A 20,986-nucleotide genomic window follows, 5' to 3' on the forward strand; every position below is an offset into this window, starting at 1 on the left:
AGCCCGCGATAGCGACTCGATGATCAGACTGAACGGACAAGACCGGATCGAGGGCGCGCTGCGCGGGGCGATTCTGGCGCTGGGCAATTTCGACGGCTTCCATTTCGGCCACCAGGCGGTCGCCGGCAAGGCGCTGAGCTGGGCGCGGGAGGAAGGCCGGCCGGCGATCATCGCCACCTTCGATCCGCATCCGGTACGCTTTTTCAAGCCCGACCTGCCGCCCTTCCGGCTAACCTCGCTCGACCAGCGCCAGCGCCTTTTCTGCGACGCCGGGGCGAGCGCGATGCTGGTCTTGGAATTCAATGGCGGGCTGGCGGGGACGACGGCCGAGGATTTCATCACCGAACTGCTGGTAGACCGCTTTGGCGCGGCCGGCGTGGTCACCGGTGCGGATTTCACCTTTGGCAAGGGTGCCAAGGGCAATGTCGAGATGCTCCATGCCGTCGGTGCCGAGCACGGGCTGAAAAGCGAGGCGGTCCGGCCGATCAGCGACAGCGACGATGTCATTTCCTCCAGCCGGATCCGGGCGGCGCTGAAAGAGGGGCATTGCGAGGAAGCGGGCCGCCTGCTGACCCGGCCGTTCGCGATCCAGGGCGAGGTGATCCACGGCGACAAGAACGGGCGGCAGCTTGGCTACCCCACCGCCAATATCGACATGGGCCAGTATCTGCGGCCCAAATATGGCATCTATGCGGTCAAGGGCAGGCTGCCCGACGGGCGGGTGCTGAACGGCGCGGCCAATCTGGGCATTCGCCCCAGCTTTGATCCGCCGAAGGAATTGCTCGAGCCCTATTTCTTCGATTTTGCCGAAGATCTCTATGGCCAGACGATCGAGGTGGAACTGCACCATTTCCTCCGCGGCGAACAGAAGTTCGACGATCTGGAGGCGCTGAAGGCGCAGATGGAGAAGGATTGCGAGCGGGCGAGGATGCTGCTTGCATGAAGCGAACACTGCTCTGGGGCGTCGGCGGTTTGTGGATGCTACTGGTGCTCTTGTTCCTGCTCAACCATTCGCGCTGGGCCTCCGAGCCGCAAGGCAGGCTCAAGATGATCGCGCATCGCGGCGTCCACCATCTCCATGATCCGTCCGGCGTCGGCAGGGATGACTGTACCGCCGTGCGGATGCTGGCGGGCCAGGACAAGCTCGAGATATTTGAAAATACCGTCCATTCGATCCGCGCTGCGGTGAGCGCCATGGCGGACATGGTCGAGGTCGATGTCGCGCCGACCCGCGATGGCCGGATGGTCCTGTTTCACGACTGGACGGTCGATTGCCGGACCGACGGCAAGGGCGATACCCGCGACCTGACGCTGGCTCAGCTGAAGCGGCTCGATATCGGCCACGGCTATAGCGCTGATGGCGGCAAGAGCTTTCCGCTGCGCGGCAAGGGCGTCGGCAAGATTCCGACCGTGGAGGAGGCGCTGGCGGCGGAGAGCGGCAAGCCGTTCCTGTTCAATTTCAAGTCCAAGGACGCGGCCGAGGCCGACCAGCTGGCGGCGATCCTGAAGGCGGCCGGGCGCGACCCGGTCGCGGAAGGTGACGGCTTTTACGGGGCGGAGGGTCCGGTGCAGCGGATGCGCCGGCTGTTCCCCGGCGCCTGGGCTTGGACGACCGACGAGATCAAGGCCTGCACCAAAGATTATGCCTGGATGGGCTGGCTGGGGATCATGCCGAACAGCTGCCGCGAGCGCACGCTGTTGGTGCCGCTGGATTATCAGTGGGTGATGGCCGGCTGGCCCAATCGCACGATTGCGCGGATGGAGGCGGCCGGGACGCGGATCCTGATCACCGGTCCAATGGACAAGGACCGCTCCGGCCGCGGCCTGACCCAGGGCGCGCAACTCACCGAGATTCCGAGCAACTATAATGGCTATGTGATGGTCGAGGATATCCGGCAGGTCGGGCCGGCGCTGGTGCGCTGATCGCCTATGCCCGTCGGTCCGGAGCCTGTCGAGCCAAGGGCCAGGCTTGCCGGGGAGTGCCGTTCGTCCCGAGCTCGTCGAAGGGCGCCTTGCGACGAGAGGCGTGGTTCGACAGGCTCACCACGAACGGCAGGAAGGCAACTAGCAGCAGGAAGGCAGCCGGATCGGGGCGCGGGGATTGCCGGGTTGAGCAGCCCTACTCGTCATTGCGAGCGGAGCGAAGCAATCCAGGGCGCCGCTTGCCGCTCTGGATTGCCGCGGGCTTTCAGCCCTCGCAATGACAAGCCTATTTGAAGGTTCCCGCGCTGCACAAATCCCGCTTGCACCGGCGCCTCGCCTCCCCTAATCCCCGCGGTCATGACCGATCCCAAAGCAGATTATAAAGACACGGTTTTCCTGCCGAAAACCGATTTCCCGATGAAAGCCGGCCTTGCCCAAAAGGAACCGGCGATTTTGGAACGCTGGCAGCAGATTGGTCTCTATGAAAAGCTGCGCGAAACGCGGTTTGGGCGCGAAAAATTCATTCTGCATGATGGCCCGCCCTATGCCAATGGCAATATCCATATCGGCCACAGCCTCAACAAGACGCTGAAGGATCTGGTGGTCCGCTCGCAGTCTCTGCTCGGCAAGGACGCGCCGTTTGTGCCGGGCTGGGATTGCCACGGCCTGCCGATCGAGTGGAAGATCGAGGAACAATATCGCAAGAAGAAGCTGAACAAGGACGAGGTCCCGGCGAGCGAATTCCGCGCCGAATGCCGGACCTATGCCGACAACTGGGTCAATGTGCAGCGCGAGGAATTCAAGCGGCTCGGCATCCTGGCGCAGTGGGACAAGCCCTATCTGACGATGGACTATGACGCCGAGGCGGCGATTGTTGCCGAGCTATTGAAGTTCGCCGAAGCGGGGCAATTGTACCGCGGGGCCAAGCCGGTGATGTGGTCGCCGGTCGAGAAGACCGCTCTGGCCGAGGCCGAAGTGGAATATGAGGATATTGTCTCGACGCAGATCGATGTGGCGTTTGAGATTGTTGAAGCGCCGAAGGCGCCGGAACTGGTGGGTGCGCATGCGGTGATCTGGACCACGACACCTTGGACGATTCCGGTTAATCAGGCGCTCGCTTATGGGGCGGATGTTGAATATGTTTTGGTAGGCGAGCATCAAGGACCAAAATACCTAGTCGCGAAAGCTCTGGTTGAATCCGGTGAACTATATGGCCGTTTCCTCGCTCAAGAGGCGACCGAAATCGCTTGGCAAGGCAAAGGCTCGCAACTCGCCGGTGCCATCGCCAAACACCCGATGGCCGACAAATTCCCGGACAGTGAATTCTATACCAAGCCCCGCCCGTTTCTCGACGGCTCGCATTTCGTCACCACCGATGCCGGTACCGGGCTGGTGCATATGTCGCCCGATCATGGCGAGGATGATTTCATTCTGTGCAAGGCCAATGGCATCAACCCGGTGTTCGCGGTCGAGGCCGATGGTGTCTATCGCGAGGACTGGGAATGGCTGCCGCGCGGCGACGAGCGTTCCGGCGGGGTGATCAACAAGAATTTCAATGGCCCCGATGGCCCGATCTGTTCGGACTTGCGCGAAGCGGGCGCGCTGCTCTCGGCCAGCGCCGATTTCACCCACAGCTATCCGCACAGCTGGCGGTCCAAGGCGAAGATCATCTATCGCTGCACGCCGCAATGGTTTGTGCCGATGGATGCGCCGCTTTCGGCCCCTCCACCGTCTTCGACGGTCCCCCTCCCCACGCCTTCGGCGCAGGGAGGAAATGGGGATGCATCCTCCCTGGCGCGCAGCGACGGGGAGGGGGACCATGCGCAGCATGGTGGAGGGGCCACCCTCCGCGATGTCGCGCTGGACGAAATCCGCAACAAGGTCCGCTTTGTGCCGGAGCGCGGGCGGCGGCGTCTCGAATCAATGGTCGAAGGCCGGCCCGACTGGGTGCTGTCGCGCCAGCGGGCGTGGGGCGTGCCGATCGCGCTTTATGTTGATCGCAAGAGCGGCGAATATCTCAACGATCCGGCGGTCAATGCGCGGATCATTGCCGCATTCAAGACCGGCGGGGCCGATGCCTGGTTCAATGCCGACCATCAGCTGTTTCTCGGCAACGACCATGCGCTCGACGATTATGAAGTGATTACCGACATTCTCGACGTCTGGTTTGACAGCGGCTGCACCCATGCCTTTGTGCTGGAAAGCGGCAAATGGCCTGAGCAGCAGTCGCCGGCCGATCTCTATCTGGAAGGCAGCGACCAGCATCGCGGCTGGTTCCAGTCGAGCCTGCTCGAAACCTGCGGCACGCGGGGCCGGGCGCCCTACAAGGCGGTACTGACCCATGGCATGACGCTCGACAAGACCGGCAAGAAAATGTCGAAGTCGCTCGGCAACACGCTCGATCCGAAGAAGATCATCGATGTGCAGGGCGCGGATATATTGCGGCTGTGGGCGGCGAGTGTCGATTTTACCGAGGATCACCGGATCGGTGACGAGATCCTGAAGGGGGTTTCGGACAGCTACCGGAAGCTGCGCAACACCTTCCGCTACATGCTGGGCGGCCTTGGCGATTATACCGAGGCCGAGCGGGTGGCGGTGGCCGATATGCCGGAGCTGGAACGCTATATCCTGCACCGGCTGGCGGAGGTGGACGCGGAGCTGAAGCGGCATGTCAACGATTTCGCCTTCGGTCCCTATATGCGGGTGCTGAACGCCTTTGCCCAGGAAGACCTGAGCGCCTTCTTCTTCGATATCCGCAAGGATTGCCTCTATTGCGATGCGCCGGATGATCCGAAGCGCATGGCCTACCGCACGGTGATGGATATCTTGTTCCACGCCCTCACCCGCTATATCGCGCCGGTGCTGGTGTTTACCGCCGAGGAAATCTGGCAGAGCCGGTTCCCGGACGAGGCGGATTCGATCCATCTGAAGGAATGGCCCGAGGTTGATGCGGGCTGGTCCGACACCGGCCTTGCGGACAAATGGCAGAAGATTCGCGATGCCCGCGAGAAGGTCACCGAGGCAATCGAACCGTTGCGACGCGAAAAGACGATTCGCTCCAGCCTGGAAGCCGAAGTCGTCTATCCGATGAGCGATCTGCCGATCAGCACGGACGAATTTGCCGAGCTGGCGATTGTCGCAAAGGTCAGCGATGGTGGCGAAATCGCCGTCACCAAGACCGACAACCACAAATGCGGCCGCTGCTGGCGACTGCTGCCGGAAGTGGATGAGGATGGCATGCTGTGTGATCGTTGTGCGGAGGTGCTGGCGTGAACAGAACCAGCCGCATCCTCCTGAAAATATCCGACAAGCAATTCCTTGCACGAAGGCCGTCATTGCGAGCACAGCGAAGCAATCCAGAGCGGCACACACCGGCGATAGCGGATAGACGCCCTGGATTGCCGCGTCGCCTGCGGCTCCTCGCAATGACGCTGCTGGCCCTGCCCCTGTGTCTCGACTGCGCTCCGCACGAACGGAATATGATATGACCGACCAAATCACCAAATACCGCCGCGCCGGCCTGATCATCGCCTTTCTGATCTTTGTCCTCGACCAGGCGAGCAAGTTTGGCGTCATGCAGCTGCTGCAGCTGCCGGCGCGCGGACAGATCGAGCTGGTGCCCTTTTTCAACCTGACCTGGGCGGAAAATTACGGCGTGTCGATGGGCTTCCTGACCGCCTCCACCGATTTCCAGCGCTGGGCGCTGGTCGCGCTGACCGGGCTGATCGGCATCGCGGTGTTTGTCTGGATGAACCGGGAAAGGGCCAAATGGGACATTGTCGCGCTCGGCATGATCCTCGGCGGGGCGATGGGCAATATCGTCGACCGCGCGCGGCTCGGCTATGTCGCCGATTTTGCCGACCTGCATGTCGGCGATTTCCGGCCATTCCTGATTTTCAACCTGGCCGACGCCTGCATCAGCATCGGCGTCGTAATCCTGCTTGCACGGGCGCTGCTAATCCGCGAAAAGACGGGCGAGACAAAAGACAATGTTCAGCTTGACGAAAGTTGACCTGTGTCAGGAGCGCGCTATCAGGCTCCACAAGAGATTTTTGAGGGACAATATCATGCGTAAATCGACCGTCGCCATCAGCCTTGTTTCGCTGGCCAGCCTGACCGCCTGCGGCTCGAGCGGGCTGTTCGACCGTGACCGGCCCGATGAATTCGCCGTTTCGCGCCAGCCGCCGCTGGTTATCCCGCCCGATTTCACGCTGGTCCCGCCGCAGCCCGGCCAGCCAAGACCCCAGACCGGCGGCGTGCAGCAGCAGACGCTGGAAGCCCTGTTCGGCGGCCCGCAGGCGCGCAGCATCACCGAATCGGCGGTGGTCGGACAGGCCGGCGAAGCCGATGCCGGCATCCGCTCCTCGGTCGGTGATCCCGATACCTATACGGTCGACAAGGGCAGCGTCACCCGCGACATCATCGCCGCACCGGAAGGCGACGGCCAAAACGCCCAGGCGGCCGTACCGGAATAGTCGTTCCCCTGCACAGGCAGGGGTCCATCCAGTGTCATCAAGGTAGGTGAATCTGGCTGAAGGGCTTCGGTGCTTGAGCCGGCAGAATGTTATTCCATAGATAACGCATGAAGACTGTGGTTCAGGAGATGGGCCGTCAAACGAGTCACGCGCCTCGCTTGACCCTGCGCACGGGCACGGGTTCCTGCCTATCCAAACCTTCTCCCGTGAGGGAGAAGGATAGGGAGGCTTATGAGCGAAGCGAATTAGCCGGACTTGGATGAGGGTGTTCTGCCCTCTGGAGTGTCGTACACCCTCACCCAGCTACGACTAGCAAACAAGTTTGCGAGTCTGCGCAACCAGTTTGATGACGGAAAAAGACCCGGTGCCCGTATCAATCGGGAATAGCGATTGTCTTGGTTCTTGCATTGCCGCCCCGGACAATTGCGAGCGATGTCTTGGGCAGCCCGAGCGCCTTGGACAGCAGTTTCAAAACGGCCGCATTGGCTTTCCCATCCTCTGGTGTAGCGGTAACGCGGACCAGCAATATGCCGCATGGCCCATTCTTGTCCGGCATGCTGATGCTATTTTCTCCCGCATTCGGGGTGACTTTGACGGTCAGCTCACCGCCACTGACGAGCGACAATATTTCTTCGCGAGGCGAGAACAGGGTTTTCTTGGCCATTATCATACCTGACTGATGCGGTTCCTTCTCACGTGAGGGAGAAGGATACAGAGGCTTATTCGCGAAGCGGATTAGCCGGCGTTGGATGAGGGTGTTCTTCAATCCGAAGAGCAGTGCACCCTCATCCAACTGCGCCTAATTCGCTCCGCTCATAAGCCTTCATATCCTTCTCCCTTAAGGGAGAAGGTAAAATTACCTAATGCCGGAAATGCCGCATGCCGGTGAACAGCATCGCGAGGCCGGCTTCGTCCGCCGCGGCGATCACCTCGTCGTCGCGGATCGAGCCGCCGGGCTGGATCACCGCGGTCGCGCCCGCCTCGACCGCGGCCATCAGGCCGTCGGCGAAGGGGAAGAAGGCGTCGGAGGCGACCGAGGAGCCGATCGTGCGGGCCTCGTCCCAGCCGGCTTTCTCCGCGGCATCGCGGGCTTTCCAGGCAGCGATGCGCGCCGATTCGAGGCGGTTCATCTGTCCCGCGCCGACACCCGCAGTGGCGCCGCCCTTGGCATAGACGATGGCGTTGGACTTGACATGCTTGGCGACCGTCCAGGCGAACAGGCAGTCGGCCAGTTCCTGGTCGCTCGGCTGGCGCTTGGTGACGCATGTCAGCTCATCTTGCGAGACCTGGCCATTGTCGCGGCTCTGCAGCAGATAGCCGCCAGCGATATTCTTCACGTTCATGCCGGTCCGCGCCGGATCGGGCAGCTCGCCGGTCAGCAACAGGCGCAGGTTCTTCTTCTTCGCGAAAATGGCCTTGGCCTCATCGTCGGCATCGGGCGCGCAGACGACTTCGGTGAAGATGCCGGTCATCGCTTCCGCCGCCGCCGCATCGAGCGGCCGGTTGACCGCGATGATGCCGCCGAAGGCCGAGACGCTGTCGCACGCGAGCGCCGCCTGATAGGCCTCGACGATACTGTCGGCGCTGGCGACGCCGCAGGGATTGGCGTGCTTGACGATGACCACGGTCGGCGGGCCGTCGCGAAATTCGCTGACCAGCTCCAGCGCCGCGTCGGCATCGTTGTAATTGTTGTAGCTGAGCGCCTTGCCCTGCAGCTGCTCGGCCTGGGCGATGCCGCGGGCCGAGGGGCCGTCGGGCAGATAGAGAGCGGCGCTCTGGTGCGGATTTTCGCCGTAGCGCAGCTCGACCGGGCGGCTCATGGTGAGCGGCAGCGTATCGGGGAACATCTTGCCCTGGTCGGCGAAACCGAACCACTGGGCGATCATGCCGTCATAGCTGGCGGTCGCGGCAAAGGCCTTGGCAGCCATGTTCTTGCGGAAGGCCAGCGAGGTGCCGCCGTCATTCTGCTGAAGCTCGGAGAGCAGGGTGGCATAATCCGACGGGTCGGTGACGATGGTGACGAAATCGTGATTCTTGGCGGCGCTGCGCACCATCGACGGGCCGCCGATATCGATATTCTCGATAATCTCGTCGCGCCCGGCGCCCCTGGCGACGGTCTGGGCGAAGGGGTAGAGATTGACGATCACCAGGTCGATGCCGGCGATGTCATGTTCCTCCATCGAGGCGACGTGGCCGGGATCGTCGCGCCGGGCGAGCAGGCCGCCGTGGACCTTGGGATGCAGGGTCTTGACCCGGCCGTCCATCATCTCGGGGAAATTGGTGACGTCGCTGATGTCCGCGACCTCGAGCCCGGCTTCGCGCAGGGCCTTGGCGGTACCGCCGGTCGAGATCAGGGCCACGCCCATCGCCGCCAGCTGCTGGCCGAGTTCGGCCAGGCCGCTCTTGTCCGAAACCGACAACAAGGCGCGCTTGATTTTGATATTCTCTGTCATTCTTACCCCATATGTTTGAGCAGCCAGCCGGTGGCACCGCCACCCCTGCCCACTGTTCCGGAAATTACCATCTGCCGGACGTCATGGCCAATGCCCATGCCGTTGACCCAGACGCTTTCTTCCAGTTGAATGTCTCCGCTGGTCGAGCGGAACTGCCATAGATTGCCGTCCGCCAAACGCAAGAGCACGCCCTTGCCTTCGGAAATCAGGTCGCTTTCGATATCGGGTCCGAGATGGAAGCGCAGCGCATAGGGTATATCCTCCTTGCGACGCCGGCGCTTCTTGCCGTCGGGGATCAGCATGTCCTCGCCGCGCAGCTCGAGACCATCCGAGCGCATGAGCAGCAGCCGCTTGTGGACAAGGCCGAAGCGGCGCGCATAGCCGTCGTGGCTGGCTTCCAGCCGGGTCGCGTTCTCGACATCGCGGCGGAAAAGCTCGACCTCGTTGACACCTCGGCCAAGCTTGCCTTCGGGGAGGATCGAGGTGCTGTTGCTGTCGGCGACGCAAAGCGTGCTGTGGGCGGCGGTGGTGCGCAGACCGCGCGCCAGTGCCGCCGGAATGGTCGCGCCGACCAGCCCGGCACCGCCGCAATTGCTGATGATCCGGCAGTCGCCGTTGGAAAATTCAAATGCCAGGGTCGAGGCGCAGCCGGCTACCGCCATGCGCGCGATCGGCGGCGGCGCGGCGTCGAGGATCAGCACTGATCGTCCGGAAGCCACGCGCTGATAGCCCCAATCGCGGGCCTGCCGCAGCGGCCGGGCGCGCACGCCGCTGGCCTCTACCACCTGCGCCACCTGTTCGGCGGACGTGGCGCCGCTGCCCTGCCAGTTGCCCATGGTCCCATCAAAATGAGTCAGCGCGGTCAGCGGCGGCACCGCCTGGTTGAGCGCTTCCTCGAGAAAGGCCGGCGGGTCCTCGTTGCGGGCCAGATAGACCTGTTTCAGCATCGACAGCAGGATCACCGCGTCGATCTGGTTGAGCGGCGAGCGCGAGACCGATCCGCCATCGGCAAAGAAAAATTCGCCCATCGCCTTTTGCAGTCCGGCCTCGCCGACGATCTGGCGGACGCGGCCTTCGGGCAGCAGCAGCGATGCGGCGACCACCCCGCTCCACGCCACCAGCCGGCCGAGGCTGGATTCCGCCTTGTCGGCGGTGCGGTCGAGATGGCGCGCGGTGCGGGCGATATGGTTGAGCAGCTTGGAGCGGTAGATCAGGTCACGGGAAGACAGGATCAGCGGCGCGTGGCTGGCCCAGATCATCAGCCGCCAGCCGCAATTGTCAGGCCGCCACGCGGGCTGGCGGATGACCGCGCCATTGGCATCGAGCCACTGGCTGACCAGCTGTTCCGCCACCGGCACCGCCTGGTCGCGGGACGCGGCGGTATCCAGGTCGCGCAGCCACTGGAAGCGGTGGACATAGTCCTCGAACTGGGGCGGCAGCCGGAGGTTGGCAAAGTCGATATTCTCGTGCGTCTTCTTGAGCCCGCGGAACAGGAAATGGCCGGCGCGCACCGCCATGCCCTGCACCCGGTCGCCCTCGACCGGATCGACCGGCACGGCGAGCAGCCGCAGCGGCAATTTCCCCGACAGGCGCAACCGGTGCATCGGCATCCGCCACGTCAGCCGATAATAGAGCATCGCCGCCTGCTCGGCGAGCGACTGGCCGCGGTCGCGGTCGTGGCGCAGCGTGAGGCTTCGCCCCTCTGGCGCGCTGTCATTCTCGTCGTGGGTGGCCGGATCGTCGGGGTCGCTGTCGCCCAGATCCAGCCGGTCAGCGCTCCCCGTGGTCATTCACCCCTCAGGCCGGCAATATTGGCGGCATAATGGTCGGGACCGCCGCGGAAGGTGGCCGTCCCGGCGACCAAAGTGTCGGCACCGGCGGCAATCGCCCTGGGGGCGGTGGCGAGATCGATGCCGCCGTCCACTTCCAGCCGGATGTCCTTGCCGGTGGCGGTGATGCGGCTGCGGATCGCCTCGATCTTGCGCAGCTGGCTGTCGATGAAGCTCTGTCCGCCGAAACCAGGGTTGACGCTCATCACCAGGATCAGGTCGAGATCCTCGATCAGATAGTCGAGCATGTCGAGCGGCGTCGCCGGGTTGAGCACCACGCCGGCCTGCTTGCCGAGCGCCTGGATCGTCTGCACCGTGCGGTGCGGATGCGGGCCGGCTTCGGGATGGAAGGAGATGATGTCGGCGCCGGCGTCGGCGAAGGCCTCGAGATACTGGTCGACGGGGGAGATCATCAGATGAACGTCGAACGGCTTGGCGCTGTGCGGACGCAGTGCCTTCACGACCGCCGGGCCGATGGTGATATTGGGCACGAAATGGCCGTCCATCACGTCGACATGAATCCAGTCGCAGCCGGCCCGGTCGATGGCCTGCACCTCTTCACCCAGACGGGCAAAATCGGCGGAGAGTATGGACGGGGCGATACGAATGCTGTCGGACATGGCGCTTCCTTAAACTTGTTCCGGCCCTAGAATTTTTGGACCCGGCAGGCAAGGCGCTAATCCGATGGTGCCACAGTCCCTTGTGGACAGATTGGGGACAGGTTCACAATATGTAGAATATCAGGATTTGCGGACCAGACGGGCGATGAAGAAACCGTCGACATGACCGGCTTCGGCCAGCGTCGTCGGCAACGTCCGGACGCAACCGTCATCGGTCGGCAGCAGCCCCTCGGGCAGCGCGTCGGCGGCGACCGGGTCGATGGCAAACTCGCCGTGACGCTCCAGGAAAGCCTCGATCTGCTCCTCGCCTTCCTCGGGTTCCAGCGAGCAGACAGCGTAGACCAGCGTCCCGCCCGGCTTGACCCATGGTGCGATCCGGTCGAGCAGCGCGCGCTGTGTCTCGGCCCGGTCGGCGATCTGGCGGGCGCCGATGCAGTGCAGCACATCGGGGTGGCGGCGGTAGATGCCGGTGGCGCTGCACGGCGCGTCGAGCAGGATGGCATCGGCGGGCTCGGCCGGCTGCCACTGCATCAGGTCGGCGATCACTTCCTCGGCCTGCAAGCCGGTGCGGTTCAGATTGTCCCGAAAACGCTCCATTCTTTTGGCGCTGCTGTCGACCGAGACCACGTTCCAGCCGTTGCTGGCCAGCTGCATGGTCTTGCCGCCGGGCGCGGCGCAGAGATCCAGGATCGTCTTGCCGTTCCCCTCTCCGAACAGCCGCGCGGGGATCGAGGCTGCCAGATCCTGCACCCAGAACTGCCCTTCATCGAAGCCGGCCAGGCCGGTGACCGGAAGATTTGGCAGCATCCGAAGATGTTTCGGGGCCAGCTGCACGCCTTCGAGCGCGCCGACGTCGTCGGTCCGGAAGCCGAGATCCAGCGGCGCGGGCCTGGCCCAGGCTGCATTGGCCGCAAGCGCGACATCCTCTCCCCAATTCTGTGTCCAGCGGTCCAGCGTTTCTCCGGGAATTTCGGGAAATTCGGGCAGTTTCAGCGCGCCCGATTCGACGCCGCGCATGACGGTCGAGAATACGCCGTGGACCAGCCGGCGCGGGCCGCCATGGACCAGCGGCAGAGCGGTCGAGATTGCAGCATGCTGCGGCGTATCCAGGATCAGCACCTGCGCCAGCGCGATCCGCAGTGCCATCCGCGGCTTGGCATCGTCGGCCAGCCGGTTGCGGGTGGCGCTGTCGATCATCGCGTCGAGCGCGGTCATCCAGCGCAGCACATTGGCGGCGATATTGTGGGCCAGCGCCTTGTCCGACGGATTGGAAAGCTTGCCTGTGGCAGCAGGCATCGCCTGGTCCAGCGTCTCTCCGCGCCGGCAGACCGCGTCGAGCAGGCGAATGGCGGACTGGCGCGTGGCGAGACCGGGGATGGCGTTATTGGGCTGGTTCATTGTTCGATTCCACGACGGCTTTAGATCGAGAACCCGGATGGCTCGCGCTGCCGCACCGCATAGACCTTCCCGCGTTTCGATCAAGCTTTTGCAATGAAACGCCGGGAACCGGAGGGACGGGAATCGCTGCATGCCTCCCGCTCCAGGCGATGGGCGCGAAGCCGCCATCAATCCGGTTGACATTAAGTCGATATATATCGATATAAATCGTCATGCGAAAACAGCGCGCTCCATCAAAGGCTACCAGACTGGCATTGACCGCCTTGCTCGATGCTTCGGACAGCCTGCATGGGTATGAAATCATGCAGGTCACCGGCATCAAGCCGGGCACGCTCTATCCGATGCTGGCGCGGCTGGCAGACCAGGCGCTGCTGGAATCGCAATGGCAGGAAGCGCCGGTCGACGGCCACCCTCCCCGCCATATGTACAGGCTGACCGACTCGGGCCGGGCGCTGGCGACCGATCTCGCCCGGGACGACCGCGGCAGGCCGCAGCCGGCACTGCGGGCGAAACCGACATGAGCCGGCGCGCCCTGCAGCGCATGGTCCTGTGGCTGGCCCCAGGTCATCGCAGGAGCTGGGCGCAGGCGATGGTCGCGGAGATCGCGGCAATCGAGGACCGAAGGGCCGCGACCCATTTTGCGCTCGGCTGCCTGGTTGCCTGCGCCCGCTTTCAACTCGAGCAGGAAATTTGGGCAAGAAGGATAGGGAGCGGGCTAGTGACGGACAGATTCTCGATTTTGACATTGGGATGCGGATTGGCGGGAGGACTCGTCGGCCTTTCCTATCTCCTGATCGCCGGCGCGCCGCTGACGATGGTGACCGTCAACGGCGCGGCGATCCTGATCGGCCTGTTCTTTGCTCTCGGCCTGCGCGCTTCGGTCCGGATCAACGATCAGGTCATTATGGGCGTCGCGTTCGCCGGCGCCCTCATCCTGCTGGGAACCGCGACATTCGGTCATGCCGTGGAGGAGGCCCGGCGGTGGCTGGCGATCGGTCCCTTTTTCATCCAGACCAGCCTCATCCTCCTGCCGATCCTGGTGACCGGCTTTGCCAGGCTGCAAAATCCGGCAACGGCCACGGCAATGGTGCTGACCGCCGCCGCCATGGCGATTCAGCCCGACCGGGCGATGGCGGTCATGCTGTTCGTCGCGGTCGCGCTTGTCGGCCTGTTCCGGCCAGGAAGGCTCACCTTCGGCACGGCAATGGCCTGCGCGATCGCCCTTGCCATCACCCTGTTGCTGCCCGACCGCCTGCCGGCGGTTCCGTTCGTCGACCATATATTATGGACAGGCTTTGCCATCGGTCCGTGGGTCGGGCTGCTGCTATGGGCCGGCTGCCTGACGCTGGTCTGCCCGATCCTGTTCGTGCCAGGGGCGCAGCGGACCGTCCCACAACATGTCCTTGCCGGCAGCTGGCTGACCCTGATCGCCGCCGCCGCGATCGGAGCCTATCCGACGCCCGTCGTCGGCTACGGAGCCAGCGCCATCCTCGGCTATTTCCTGAGTCTGCTATTCCTGCAGCCCTTGCCGCAGGGTCGCGCAACGGAAGCTGGTTTACAGGATGATCCGTCAAATTCTGACGAGACATCACCCCCGCTGCGGAGCAGCATATCCTCGTTCGCGACCTGACCGCGCTCGACGACCCGGCTTTGGGAAACAGACCGGCCTTGCCCGAGCCGGATAGCTCGTGCTGCCCCAGCGCTTCGACCGTCCCGCCCTCTGACCCACGCCGGGTGAAAAATTTCGTCGGTCGATCTTAACAACCAGCCGGAAAGGCCGTGAAAAATCATATCGCAGGCCAGAGCGACATGGGGGGAATGTCTCAAAGGTTGGTTGGCCACTGCCTTTGAGGCATTCAACATTGTGAAAAGACCAATATCTCCGTTCAGAAAAAGCCTTGTCCAACTAATATCATACAACAAAGGGCGATATAATGAGTATATCATTATTATTGAAACTTACTTCTTTAATGATAGCTTCATCCACTGTTACACCACATATTGAATCGTCTTCCAAAGTGAGTTGGGAAGACCCCGACACGATGCCTTCTGTCCACTGCTCCGAAGTGGAACTGGTCTATCATGTTGGCGGCGAATATAATTGGACCAGCAGCCAGCATTGCGCAGATGAGAAACCATCCCGCGAACGTGCGATGTCGCGACACGGTCAAGATCCACTGACCGCCGAATCCCCGACAGAAGTGCGGTAGAGAATTTCGGTTCATCCCCACCTCGATGATCGTGATTGTCGGTATCAGCCTGTGCTTCCCGGCCAGACAGTCCGGGCTTCACTGGCCCCGGTGACTGCCGCGGCAGATCGACAGCAAGGCTCCCGAAAACGCCAGCATCTCGGTGAGATCGGCTGCCAATCGCTATCAAACCTGTCGCTCTCCGCAACCCGAACAATTGTTCCGTCGACGCCATGAATATGAAACGGACACGCGGCCCTTCCATCGTGCCTGCACTCGGTAGCCACGTGCTTTCCCTTGCGGCATGGCTTTGCCTGCTGCTCGCGCTGGATGCGGACCGCGTCCATGCCCAGAGCATTGCCATAGATCCCGCCAGCACGCTGGAGGATAGCGGCACCACGTTCAACTGGAACCACACGGTTGGCAGCGGCAGCAACCGGTTTCTCATCCTGTCGATGGCCATCGAGCGGGACAATGACCGTGTGGTTTCGGCGAGCTACGCGGGCCGCGCCATGACCTTCCTGGGGACGAGCGCGGATGCGAGTGGCGACACAAGGGTGGAAGTCTGGGGTCTGGTTGCTCCCCCCACCGGGACCAATAGCGTCTCGGTCCGGCTTGACGGGACTGCCGCTATAATCGGAGCCGCGATCTCGTTCGCCAATGTCGACCAGACGAACCCGGTTTCCGCATCGCAATTCGCCAGCGGCACCAATTCCCTCACCGCCTCTGCGAGCGTAGCCAGCGCTCCCGACGAAGTGGTTCTCGCAGCGATTTCTGCTGACGACAACGTCAATTCGGTCACGGCAGGCTCGGGGCAGACAAGCAGGTGGAACCGCCTGAATGCGGCAGACGTCATCGGTGCGGGAAGCACAAAATCTGGTTCGGCAACAACAGCCATGAGCTACTCGCTCAACCGTGTGCAGGGATGGGCAATGGGAGTCCTTTCCTTGCGGCCGGTCCGCCTGCCCGATATCCAGGTGACACTCGTGTCCTATGTGTTGAGCGATCCGGTCAATGCCGGGTCGAACCCTAAGGCCATTCCCGGTGCCAGCGTCCGCTATTGCATGACCGTTTCAAATGCCGGCACCGGGCCGGCAACGGCGGTGGTCGCAACCATCCCGTTGCCGGCGGCCGTAAGCTACGTTGCCGCGTCGATGGTTTCAGGGACCAGCTGCAGCGCGGCAGCGGACGTCGAAGACGATAACGCCAGCGGCACCGACGAAAGCGATCCGCGCGGCGGGTCGGTAACCGGTTCCACCATCACGTCCGGAATTCCCACGCTCGGTCCTTCCGAGTCGATGGCGCTGATATTCAGGGCCCTGACCAACTGAGCCTGACAGTCGCGGGCAACCGGAACGTCCCGCCGCCCTACCGGGGATCGCCGCAGACTAGCGCGTCGGATCGAGCGCGCTCGGCTTGCGCGTCCGGCCCGTGGTTGCGGGCTCACCAGACCGGCCCGGGCCACCGTCAAAACCACCGCCATCTGCCATCGCCTGCAGCGCCGCGATGCGGTCCTCGGTCGCGGGATGGGTGGAGAACATCTGCCGCACGCCGCCGGGCACGATATAGAGCTGCGATGCCGCCGGGTTGCGCTCGGCCACCGGATTGGGCGTGCGCGCGGCAACGCCGGAAATCTTGGCCAGGGCAGAGGCCAGCGACAGCGGCTTGCCGCTGATCCGAGCGGCCGCGGCGTCGGCGCCGAATTCGCGGGTGCGGCTGATCGCCATCTGCACGATCATCGCCGCAAAGGGTGCGATCAGCACCGCCATCAGCCCGGCGATGCCGGCGTTGCGGTCGCGGAAGAACAGGCCGAAATTGGCCAGCATCGACACCGCGCCGGCAATCGTCGCGACCATCGTCATGATCAGCGTATCGCGGTTCTTCACATGGCCAAGCTCGTGCGCCATCACGCCCTCGATCTCGTCATGACTGAGCATCTGGAGCAGGCCGGTGGTCGCGGCAACCGCCGAATGTTCGGGGTCGCGGCCGGTGGCAAAGGCATTGGGCTGCGCCTGGTCAACGATATAGACCTTCGGCATCGGCAGCTGCGCCCGCTGCGCGAGATTGCGGACCATGTTGTAATATTCGGGATGGCTGGCGGCGTCCACCTCCACCGCATTGTGCATTTTCAGCACGATCTTGTCGGCGTTCCAGTAGGTGAACAGGTTCATCCCCGCCGCGACCAGCAACGCGAGGATCGCGCCGCCGCTGCCGCCCAGCGAATAGCCCATCGCCATGAACAGCGCGGTCAGCGCCGCCAAAAGCATGCCTGTCTTCATGAAGTTCATCGTCTCTATCCGCTTGAATATGGTTGGTTCATCCTCAATATAAGATCAGAGGCGGGACGATTCAATTTGGCGGACAGGCAAAAATATGACCGAAAGCGATAGAAAACCGGGCGAGCGACCGGCGCACGTCAAGGCGCCCGCGCATCTTTCCAGGAGCAAGCCGGTGCCCGAGCCCGATCCCCTCGAGAAGGCCGATGAAATCACCGGCAAAGGCGGGCCCACCCGCTATGGCGACTGGGAGCACAAGGGCATCGCGGTCGATTTCTGACGCACCGCGAAACCGGACCGACGGCAACGGGCGATGCGGCCGGACCATTTAAGCCTTTGCCCCACCATCCTTTTGTGGAAGGATCGCTGACCGGAGCCGATCGGAGAGCGGGAGCGATGTTGTGAGCAAGGACAGGCCGGGCACAGAAGACGTCGAAACCGTCGCGCCGGAAGACCGGAATATCCCCACCGAAGCCGCGCCGACCGCCGCCGCCGAGACCGGCAGCATCGATATCAGCTTCTCTCCCGGGCTCACCGCCTTTCTGGCGAGCCACAATATCGCGCTCGGCTTCACCTCCTACCAGACCGGGCGGCTCTATCTGATCGGCCATGGTCCGCAGGGCAAGATGGCGCTGCACGAGGCGGTCTATCCGCAGGCAATGGGCCTGACCGGCAATGGCGACCGCATCTATCTCGGCACATTGACCCAGATCGTGCGGATGGAAAATGTCCTCGCCCCCGGCCAGCGCGCCAACGAGGTGCACGACAAGGTCTATGTGCCGCGCAACCTGCAGACCACCGGTAATATCGACATCCACGAACTCGGCATTCAGGCCAATGGCCGGATATTGTTCGTCAACACGCTCTACAATTGCCTGTGCGAGCCCAGCCTGACCCACAGTTTCAAGCCGGTATGGAAACCCGAATTCATCAGCGCGCTGGTCGCGGAGGATCGCTGCCATCTCAACGGCCTGGCGATGGTCGACGGCAAGCCGAAATATGTCAGCGCCGTGTCCCGCAGCGATACCGCCAACGGCTGGCGCGATGACCGCGACACGGGCGGGCTGGTCATTGAGGTCGAAAGCAACCGCATCATCGCCGAAGGGCTGTCGATGCCGCACAGCCCGCGGGTCCACGAGGGCCGGGTCTGGCTGCTCAATTCCGGAACCGGGGAACTGGGCTGGCTGGACCCACACGACCAGCGCTTCGTGCCGCTGGCGTTGTTCCCCGGTTTTCTGCGCGGGCTTGCCTTTCACGCGGATCATGCCTTTGTCACCCTTTCGAAACCGCGCAAGGGGCATTTCGAGGGCCTGGCGCTGGATGACCGGCTGAAGGAAAAGGACCGCGAGGCCTGGTGCGGCGTCCAGATCGTGTCGCAGAAAGACGGCGCGCTCGCCCACTGGCTGCGCTTCGAGGGCGCGATCACCGAACTGTTCGATATCTGCGTGCTGCCGGGGGTAAAAAATCCGATCACGCTTGGCCCGAACTCGGTCGAGATCCGGGATTTCCTGACGATCGAGCCGGCTAGCCCGTAGGGCCCGGCTGGTCCGGTTTCGGCCGCATCAGAAACTCGGTGATCGCGGCCGCCGCGCGGTGCGATGGCGGCTGGCGATGATCCATATCGAAGGAATAGGCAAAGGCCTGCGCCTGTGCCGCCCGATAGGTCTCGGGCAGCGGTGTGACGTCGGCCAGCGTCGGCGCGAGATCGGCGATATCATCCAGCACCGGGCCGAGCGTCCAGTGTTCGTAATTGGCATTGCCGCGCCATTCGGCGGCATGGGAATTGAGAAAAATCGCCGGGCGCGGGGTCCGGATGAATTCGTAGATCTGGCTGCTGACATCGCCGAGATAGATGTCGGCGGCATTGGTATAGGTCATGTCGACGCTCCGCGGGCTGCCGGTGTCGATATGCATATGGTCCAGCGCGGCGTAGCGCGGGTCTATGCTCTGGCGGAACCGCAACAGGCGGTGCTCGACCGAGGCCAGTACCCGGCGCTGGAACAGCATGACGTGCGGCGCGAAGATCAGGTTATAGGCGCTCTGCTGCGCGAAATGGTCGAGGACCTGCTCGCCGAAGCGGAACCAGGATGAAAGCAGGGGATCGAAATGCGGGTTGTAGAGCACCGTCGGCCGGTCGTTGGCGAACAGCCGGACCGGGGGGCGATCGCCAAAAACCTCGAACTTGGGATAGCCGACGATGCTGTGATGGTCGGGACGGATTACCCCGGCGGCGAGCATCCGGTCGCGGGTCTTTGCGCCGGGCAGCAGGACATGGTCAAACCGGGCGATTTCCGGCGAAAATCCGATCGACCGGTCGCCGGCCCCGTGCGGAAAGAAGATTAGCGCGGGCCGGTCAAGCCCGCCATTTTTCTTCAGAAAGGTCGTGGTCGTCTCCGGCACCACCAGCGCATCATACTGGCGGAACAGGCTGGTCGCGCGCTTCAGGCTGCTGAGCCGGTTGAGCGGCACCATATTGCCGAGCAGGGCCTCGACGAGGCGCGCGCCGCGGCCGGGCCGGATCGACCGGAATAGCGGTGGCGAGCAAGCCGGATCCAGAAAACTGCGCACCGCTTCGGCCTGCCGTTCGCTGGAGGTGATGACCTCGACACTCGCCGCCGGCGCCTGCCGCTGCAGCGCCGAAATGATCGGGGCGGTGTGCGCGACCTGGTGCAGTTCGTCATGATTGAACAAGAAGCCGATCCGCGGGCGGTCGCCGGGTTTTCCAGTTGTCATTCTGCTTCCATCGGATGTCCGACCCGTTTGTTCGCTGGTCCAAGGCGGAACCGTTCCGCCCTGTCCTGTCCTTGGACATGTTTTAGGCAGAAGTCCACGCGGTCACCATCCGGGCAGAGATAGTGCGCTTGCGGCACCGATATTTGCGGGTCCCGCTTTGCAAAGGCGTGCCTGACGGCTAAGGCGCTTGGGCCTACCGCCTTTACACCGGTTGCGATGGAAAATGAGCATGAAAACCGTGATCCCCGTTGATGATTCGAGCCCCCGGCCCGACGCGTCCGTTTCCGGCCCGGCCACGGGAGACAGGCTGTGGACCGCGATCATCATGGCCGGCCAGCGCCCGGGACCCGACCTGATGGCCGATGCTTCCAACGTTCTCTACAAGGCACTGATCCCGATCGCCGGCCAGACGATGCTGGAACGGGTGGTGCGTGCGCTGCTGGCCTCGCGCCATGTCGGGCGGGTCGTGGTCATGGCCCAGTCGGCCGAGGCCCTCAAGCTCGCCCTCGGCGCAGATCTGGCCGAGCGCGACGACATCGCCTTCGTGGCATCGGGTGACGGCATCGCCACCAGCGTCCACGCCATTGTCGGCACCGCCGGCGCCCCCTGGCCGGTTCTGGTGACCACCGCCGACAATGCGCTGCTGACCGGAGAAATCATCGACAGTTTCATTGCCGGGCACAATGGCCAGAATGTCGCGGTCGGCGTGGTCGAGCGCCGGACGATGCTGGCCGCTTATCCCGATGCTCGCCGCACCTGGCTGAAATTCCGCGGCGGCGCCTATAGCGGCGCCAATCTCTTCGCCCTCTACAATGAGGAGGCGAAACCGGCGGTCGCCTTCTGGTCATCGGTCGAACAGGATCGCAAGAAGGGCTGGAAAATATTCGCCCGCTTCGGACCCCGGCTGCTGCTCCGCGCGCTCAGCCGCACGATCAGCTTCAAGGATGCGATGGCCCGCGCCGGCGACAGCCTGTCGCTCCGCGCCGAGCCGATCATATTGCCGTTTGCGGAAGCGGCGATCGATGTCGACAAGCCGGCTGATCTGGCGCTGGTCACCGGGATCTTGGAACGGCGGGAGGGCTAGGGCCGG

The 20,986-nt window shown here is 63.4% G+C and carries 19 protein-coding genes; 12 read left to right on the forward strand and 7 right to left on the reverse strand.

Annotation, left to right across the window (positions count from 1 at the left end; all coding sequences use genetic code 11):
- The first annotated feature begins 19 nt into the window (after window positions 1-19).
- The 5 genes from V7650_RS14155 to V7650_RS14175 all read left to right on the forward strand — a co-directional run bounded on the left by V7650_RS14155 (window position 20) and on the right by V7650_RS14175 (window position 6,398).
- Window positions 20-943, forward strand: coding sequence for a bifunctional riboflavin kinase/FAD synthetase (locus tag V7650_RS14155; RefSeq protein ID WP_335656888.1), 924 nt, complete (start codon window positions 20-22; stop codon window positions 941-943).
- Entirely contained in the window at window positions 940-1,923 is a 984-nt protein-coding gene (locus V7650_RS14160) for a glycerophosphodiester phosphodiesterase family protein (protein ID WP_335656889.1), read from the forward strand. Before V7650_RS14155 ends, V7650_RS14160 begins: the two co-directional genes overlap by 4 nt.
- A gap of 357 nt (window positions 1,924-2,280) precedes the next feature.
- On the forward strand, window positions 2,281-5,196 hold the full coding sequence (gene ileS / locus V7650_RS14165; protein WP_335656890.1) for an isoleucine--tRNA ligase: 2,916 nt from the start codon (window positions 2,281-2,283) through the stop codon (window positions 5,194-5,196).
- Between the two features lie 211 nt (window positions 5,197-5,407).
- Window positions 5,408-5,935, forward strand: a complete 528-nt coding sequence (lspA, locus tag V7650_RS14170; RefSeq protein WP_335656891.1) for a signal peptidase II — start codon at window positions 5,408-5,410, stop codon at window positions 5,933-5,935.
- Window positions 5,936-5,990: 55 nt separating this feature from the next.
- Window positions 5,991-6,398 carry a DUF3035 domain-containing protein gene (locus V7650_RS14175; protein ID WP_335656892.1) on the forward strand — a complete coding sequence of 136 codons (408 nt, stop codon included), beginning with the start codon at window positions 5,991-5,993 and terminating at the stop codon, window positions 6,396-6,398.
- A gap of 373 nt (window positions 6,399-6,771) precedes the next feature.
- Here the strand turns inward: V7650_RS14175 and V7650_RS14180 are convergent, their stop codons facing one another.
- The 5 genes from V7650_RS14180 to V7650_RS14200 all read right to left on the reverse strand — a co-directional run bounded on the left by V7650_RS14180 (window position 6,772) and on the right by V7650_RS14200 (window position 12,698).
- Window positions 6,772-7,062 (reverse strand): DUF167 domain-containing protein, encoded by a 291-nt coding sequence (locus V7650_RS14180; RefSeq protein ID WP_335656893.1) that lies wholly within the window; start codon window positions 7,060-7,062, stop codon window positions 6,772-6,774.
- A 196-nt stretch (window positions 7,063-7,258) separates the two neighbouring features.
- Window positions 7,259-8,851 carry a bifunctional phosphoribosylaminoimidazolecarboxamide formyltransferase/IMP cyclohydrolase gene (gene purH / locus V7650_RS14185; RefSeq protein ID WP_335656894.1) on the reverse strand — a complete coding sequence of 531 codons (1,593 nt, stop codon included), beginning with the start codon at window positions 8,849-8,851 and terminating at the stop codon, window positions 7,259-7,261.
- A gap of 2 nt (window positions 8,852-8,853) precedes the next feature.
- The gene (locus V7650_RS14190) at window positions 8,854-10,641 is read right to left on the reverse strand and encodes a heparinase II/III family protein (RefSeq protein WP_335656895.1); all 1,788 of its coding nucleotides are present in this window, start codon (window positions 10,639-10,641) and stop codon (window positions 8,854-8,856) included.
- Window positions 10,638-11,300, reverse strand: a complete 663-nt coding sequence (gene rpe, locus V7650_RS14195) for a ribulose-phosphate 3-epimerase (RefSeq protein ID WP_335656896.1) — start codon at window positions 11,298-11,300, stop codon at window positions 10,638-10,640. The genes V7650_RS14190 and rpe overlap by 4 nt, the downstream gene beginning before the upstream one ends.
- Before the next feature lie 120 nt (window positions 11,301-11,420).
- Window positions 11,421-12,698 carry an RsmB/NOP family class I SAM-dependent RNA methyltransferase gene (locus V7650_RS14200; RefSeq protein ID WP_335656897.1) on the reverse strand — a complete coding sequence of 426 codons (1,278 nt, stop codon included), beginning with the start codon at window positions 12,696-12,698 and terminating at the stop codon, window positions 11,421-11,423.
- 254 nt (window positions 12,699-12,952) lie between these two features.
- Here V7650_RS14200 and V7650_RS14205 point away from each other — a divergent pair, with 254 nt between their 5' ends.
- The 4 genes from V7650_RS14205 (at window position 12,953) to V7650_RS14220 (ending at window position 16,218) form a co-directional block, all read left to right on the forward strand.
- Window positions 12,953-13,219 (forward strand): PadR family transcriptional regulator, encoded by a 267-nt coding sequence (locus tag V7650_RS14205; protein ID WP_335656898.1) that lies wholly within the window; start codon window positions 12,953-12,955, stop codon window positions 13,217-13,219.
- Window positions 13,216-14,328 (forward strand): hypothetical protein, encoded by a 1,113-nt coding sequence (locus tag V7650_RS14210; protein WP_335656899.1) that lies wholly within the window; start codon window positions 13,216-13,218, stop codon window positions 14,326-14,328. Before V7650_RS14205 ends, V7650_RS14210 begins: the two co-directional genes overlap by 4 nt.
- Before the next feature lie 304 nt (window positions 14,329-14,632).
- Window positions 14,633-14,908: a hypothetical protein gene (locus V7650_RS14215; protein ID WP_335656900.1), complete on the forward strand. Its 276-nt coding sequence runs from the start codon at window positions 14,633-14,635 to the stop codon at window positions 14,906-14,908.
- Window positions 14,909-15,126: 218 nt separating this feature from the next.
- Window positions 15,127-16,218 (forward strand): hypothetical protein, encoded by a 1,092-nt coding sequence (locus tag V7650_RS14220; protein ID WP_335656901.1) that lies wholly within the window; start codon window positions 15,127-15,129, stop codon window positions 16,216-16,218.
- 57 nt (window positions 16,219-16,275) lie between these two features.
- Here the strand turns inward: V7650_RS14220 and V7650_RS14225 are convergent, their stop codons facing one another.
- A complete protein-coding gene (locus V7650_RS14225; RefSeq protein ID WP_335656902.1) occupies window positions 16,276-17,175 on the reverse strand; it encodes a M48 family metalloprotease in 900 nt (299 codons plus the stop codon).
- 85 nt (window positions 17,176-17,260) lie between these two features.
- Between V7650_RS14225 and V7650_RS14230 the strand changes: the two genes are divergently transcribed.
- Both V7650_RS14230 and V7650_RS14235 read left to right on the forward strand, forming a co-directional pair.
- Window positions 17,261-17,443 (forward strand): DUF1674 domain-containing protein, encoded by a 183-nt coding sequence (locus tag V7650_RS14230; RefSeq protein WP_335656903.1) that lies wholly within the window; start codon window positions 17,261-17,263, stop codon window positions 17,441-17,443.
- Window positions 17,444-17,564: 121 nt separating this feature from the next.
- Window positions 17,565-18,698 carry a TIGR03032 family protein gene (locus V7650_RS14235; protein WP_335656904.1) on the forward strand — a complete coding sequence of 378 codons (1,134 nt, stop codon included), beginning with the start codon at window positions 17,565-17,567 and terminating at the stop codon, window positions 18,696-18,698.
- Here V7650_RS14235 and V7650_RS14240 read toward each other — a convergent pair.
- Window positions 18,688-19,896: a hypothetical protein gene (locus tag V7650_RS14240; RefSeq protein ID WP_335656905.1), complete on the reverse strand. Its 1,209-nt coding sequence runs from the start codon at window positions 19,894-19,896 to the stop codon at window positions 18,688-18,690. The two genes, V7650_RS14235 and V7650_RS14240, sit on opposite strands and share 11 nt — an antisense overlap.
- Before the next feature lie 229 nt (window positions 19,897-20,125).
- Between V7650_RS14240 and V7650_RS14245 the strand changes: the two genes are divergently transcribed.
- Complete coding sequence (locus tag V7650_RS14245; RefSeq protein ID WP_335656906.1) at window positions 20,126-20,980, forward strand: nucleotidyltransferase family protein; 855 nt, start codon at window positions 20,126-20,128, stop codon at window positions 20,978-20,980.
- Window positions 20,981-20,986 lie beyond the last annotated feature (6 nt).

The organism is Parasphingorhabdus sp., from assembly GCF_036964565.1.
In the GTDB taxonomy this organism is placed as follows: domain Bacteria; phylum Pseudomonadota; class Alphaproteobacteria; order Sphingomonadales; family Sphingomonadaceae; genus Parasphingorhabdus.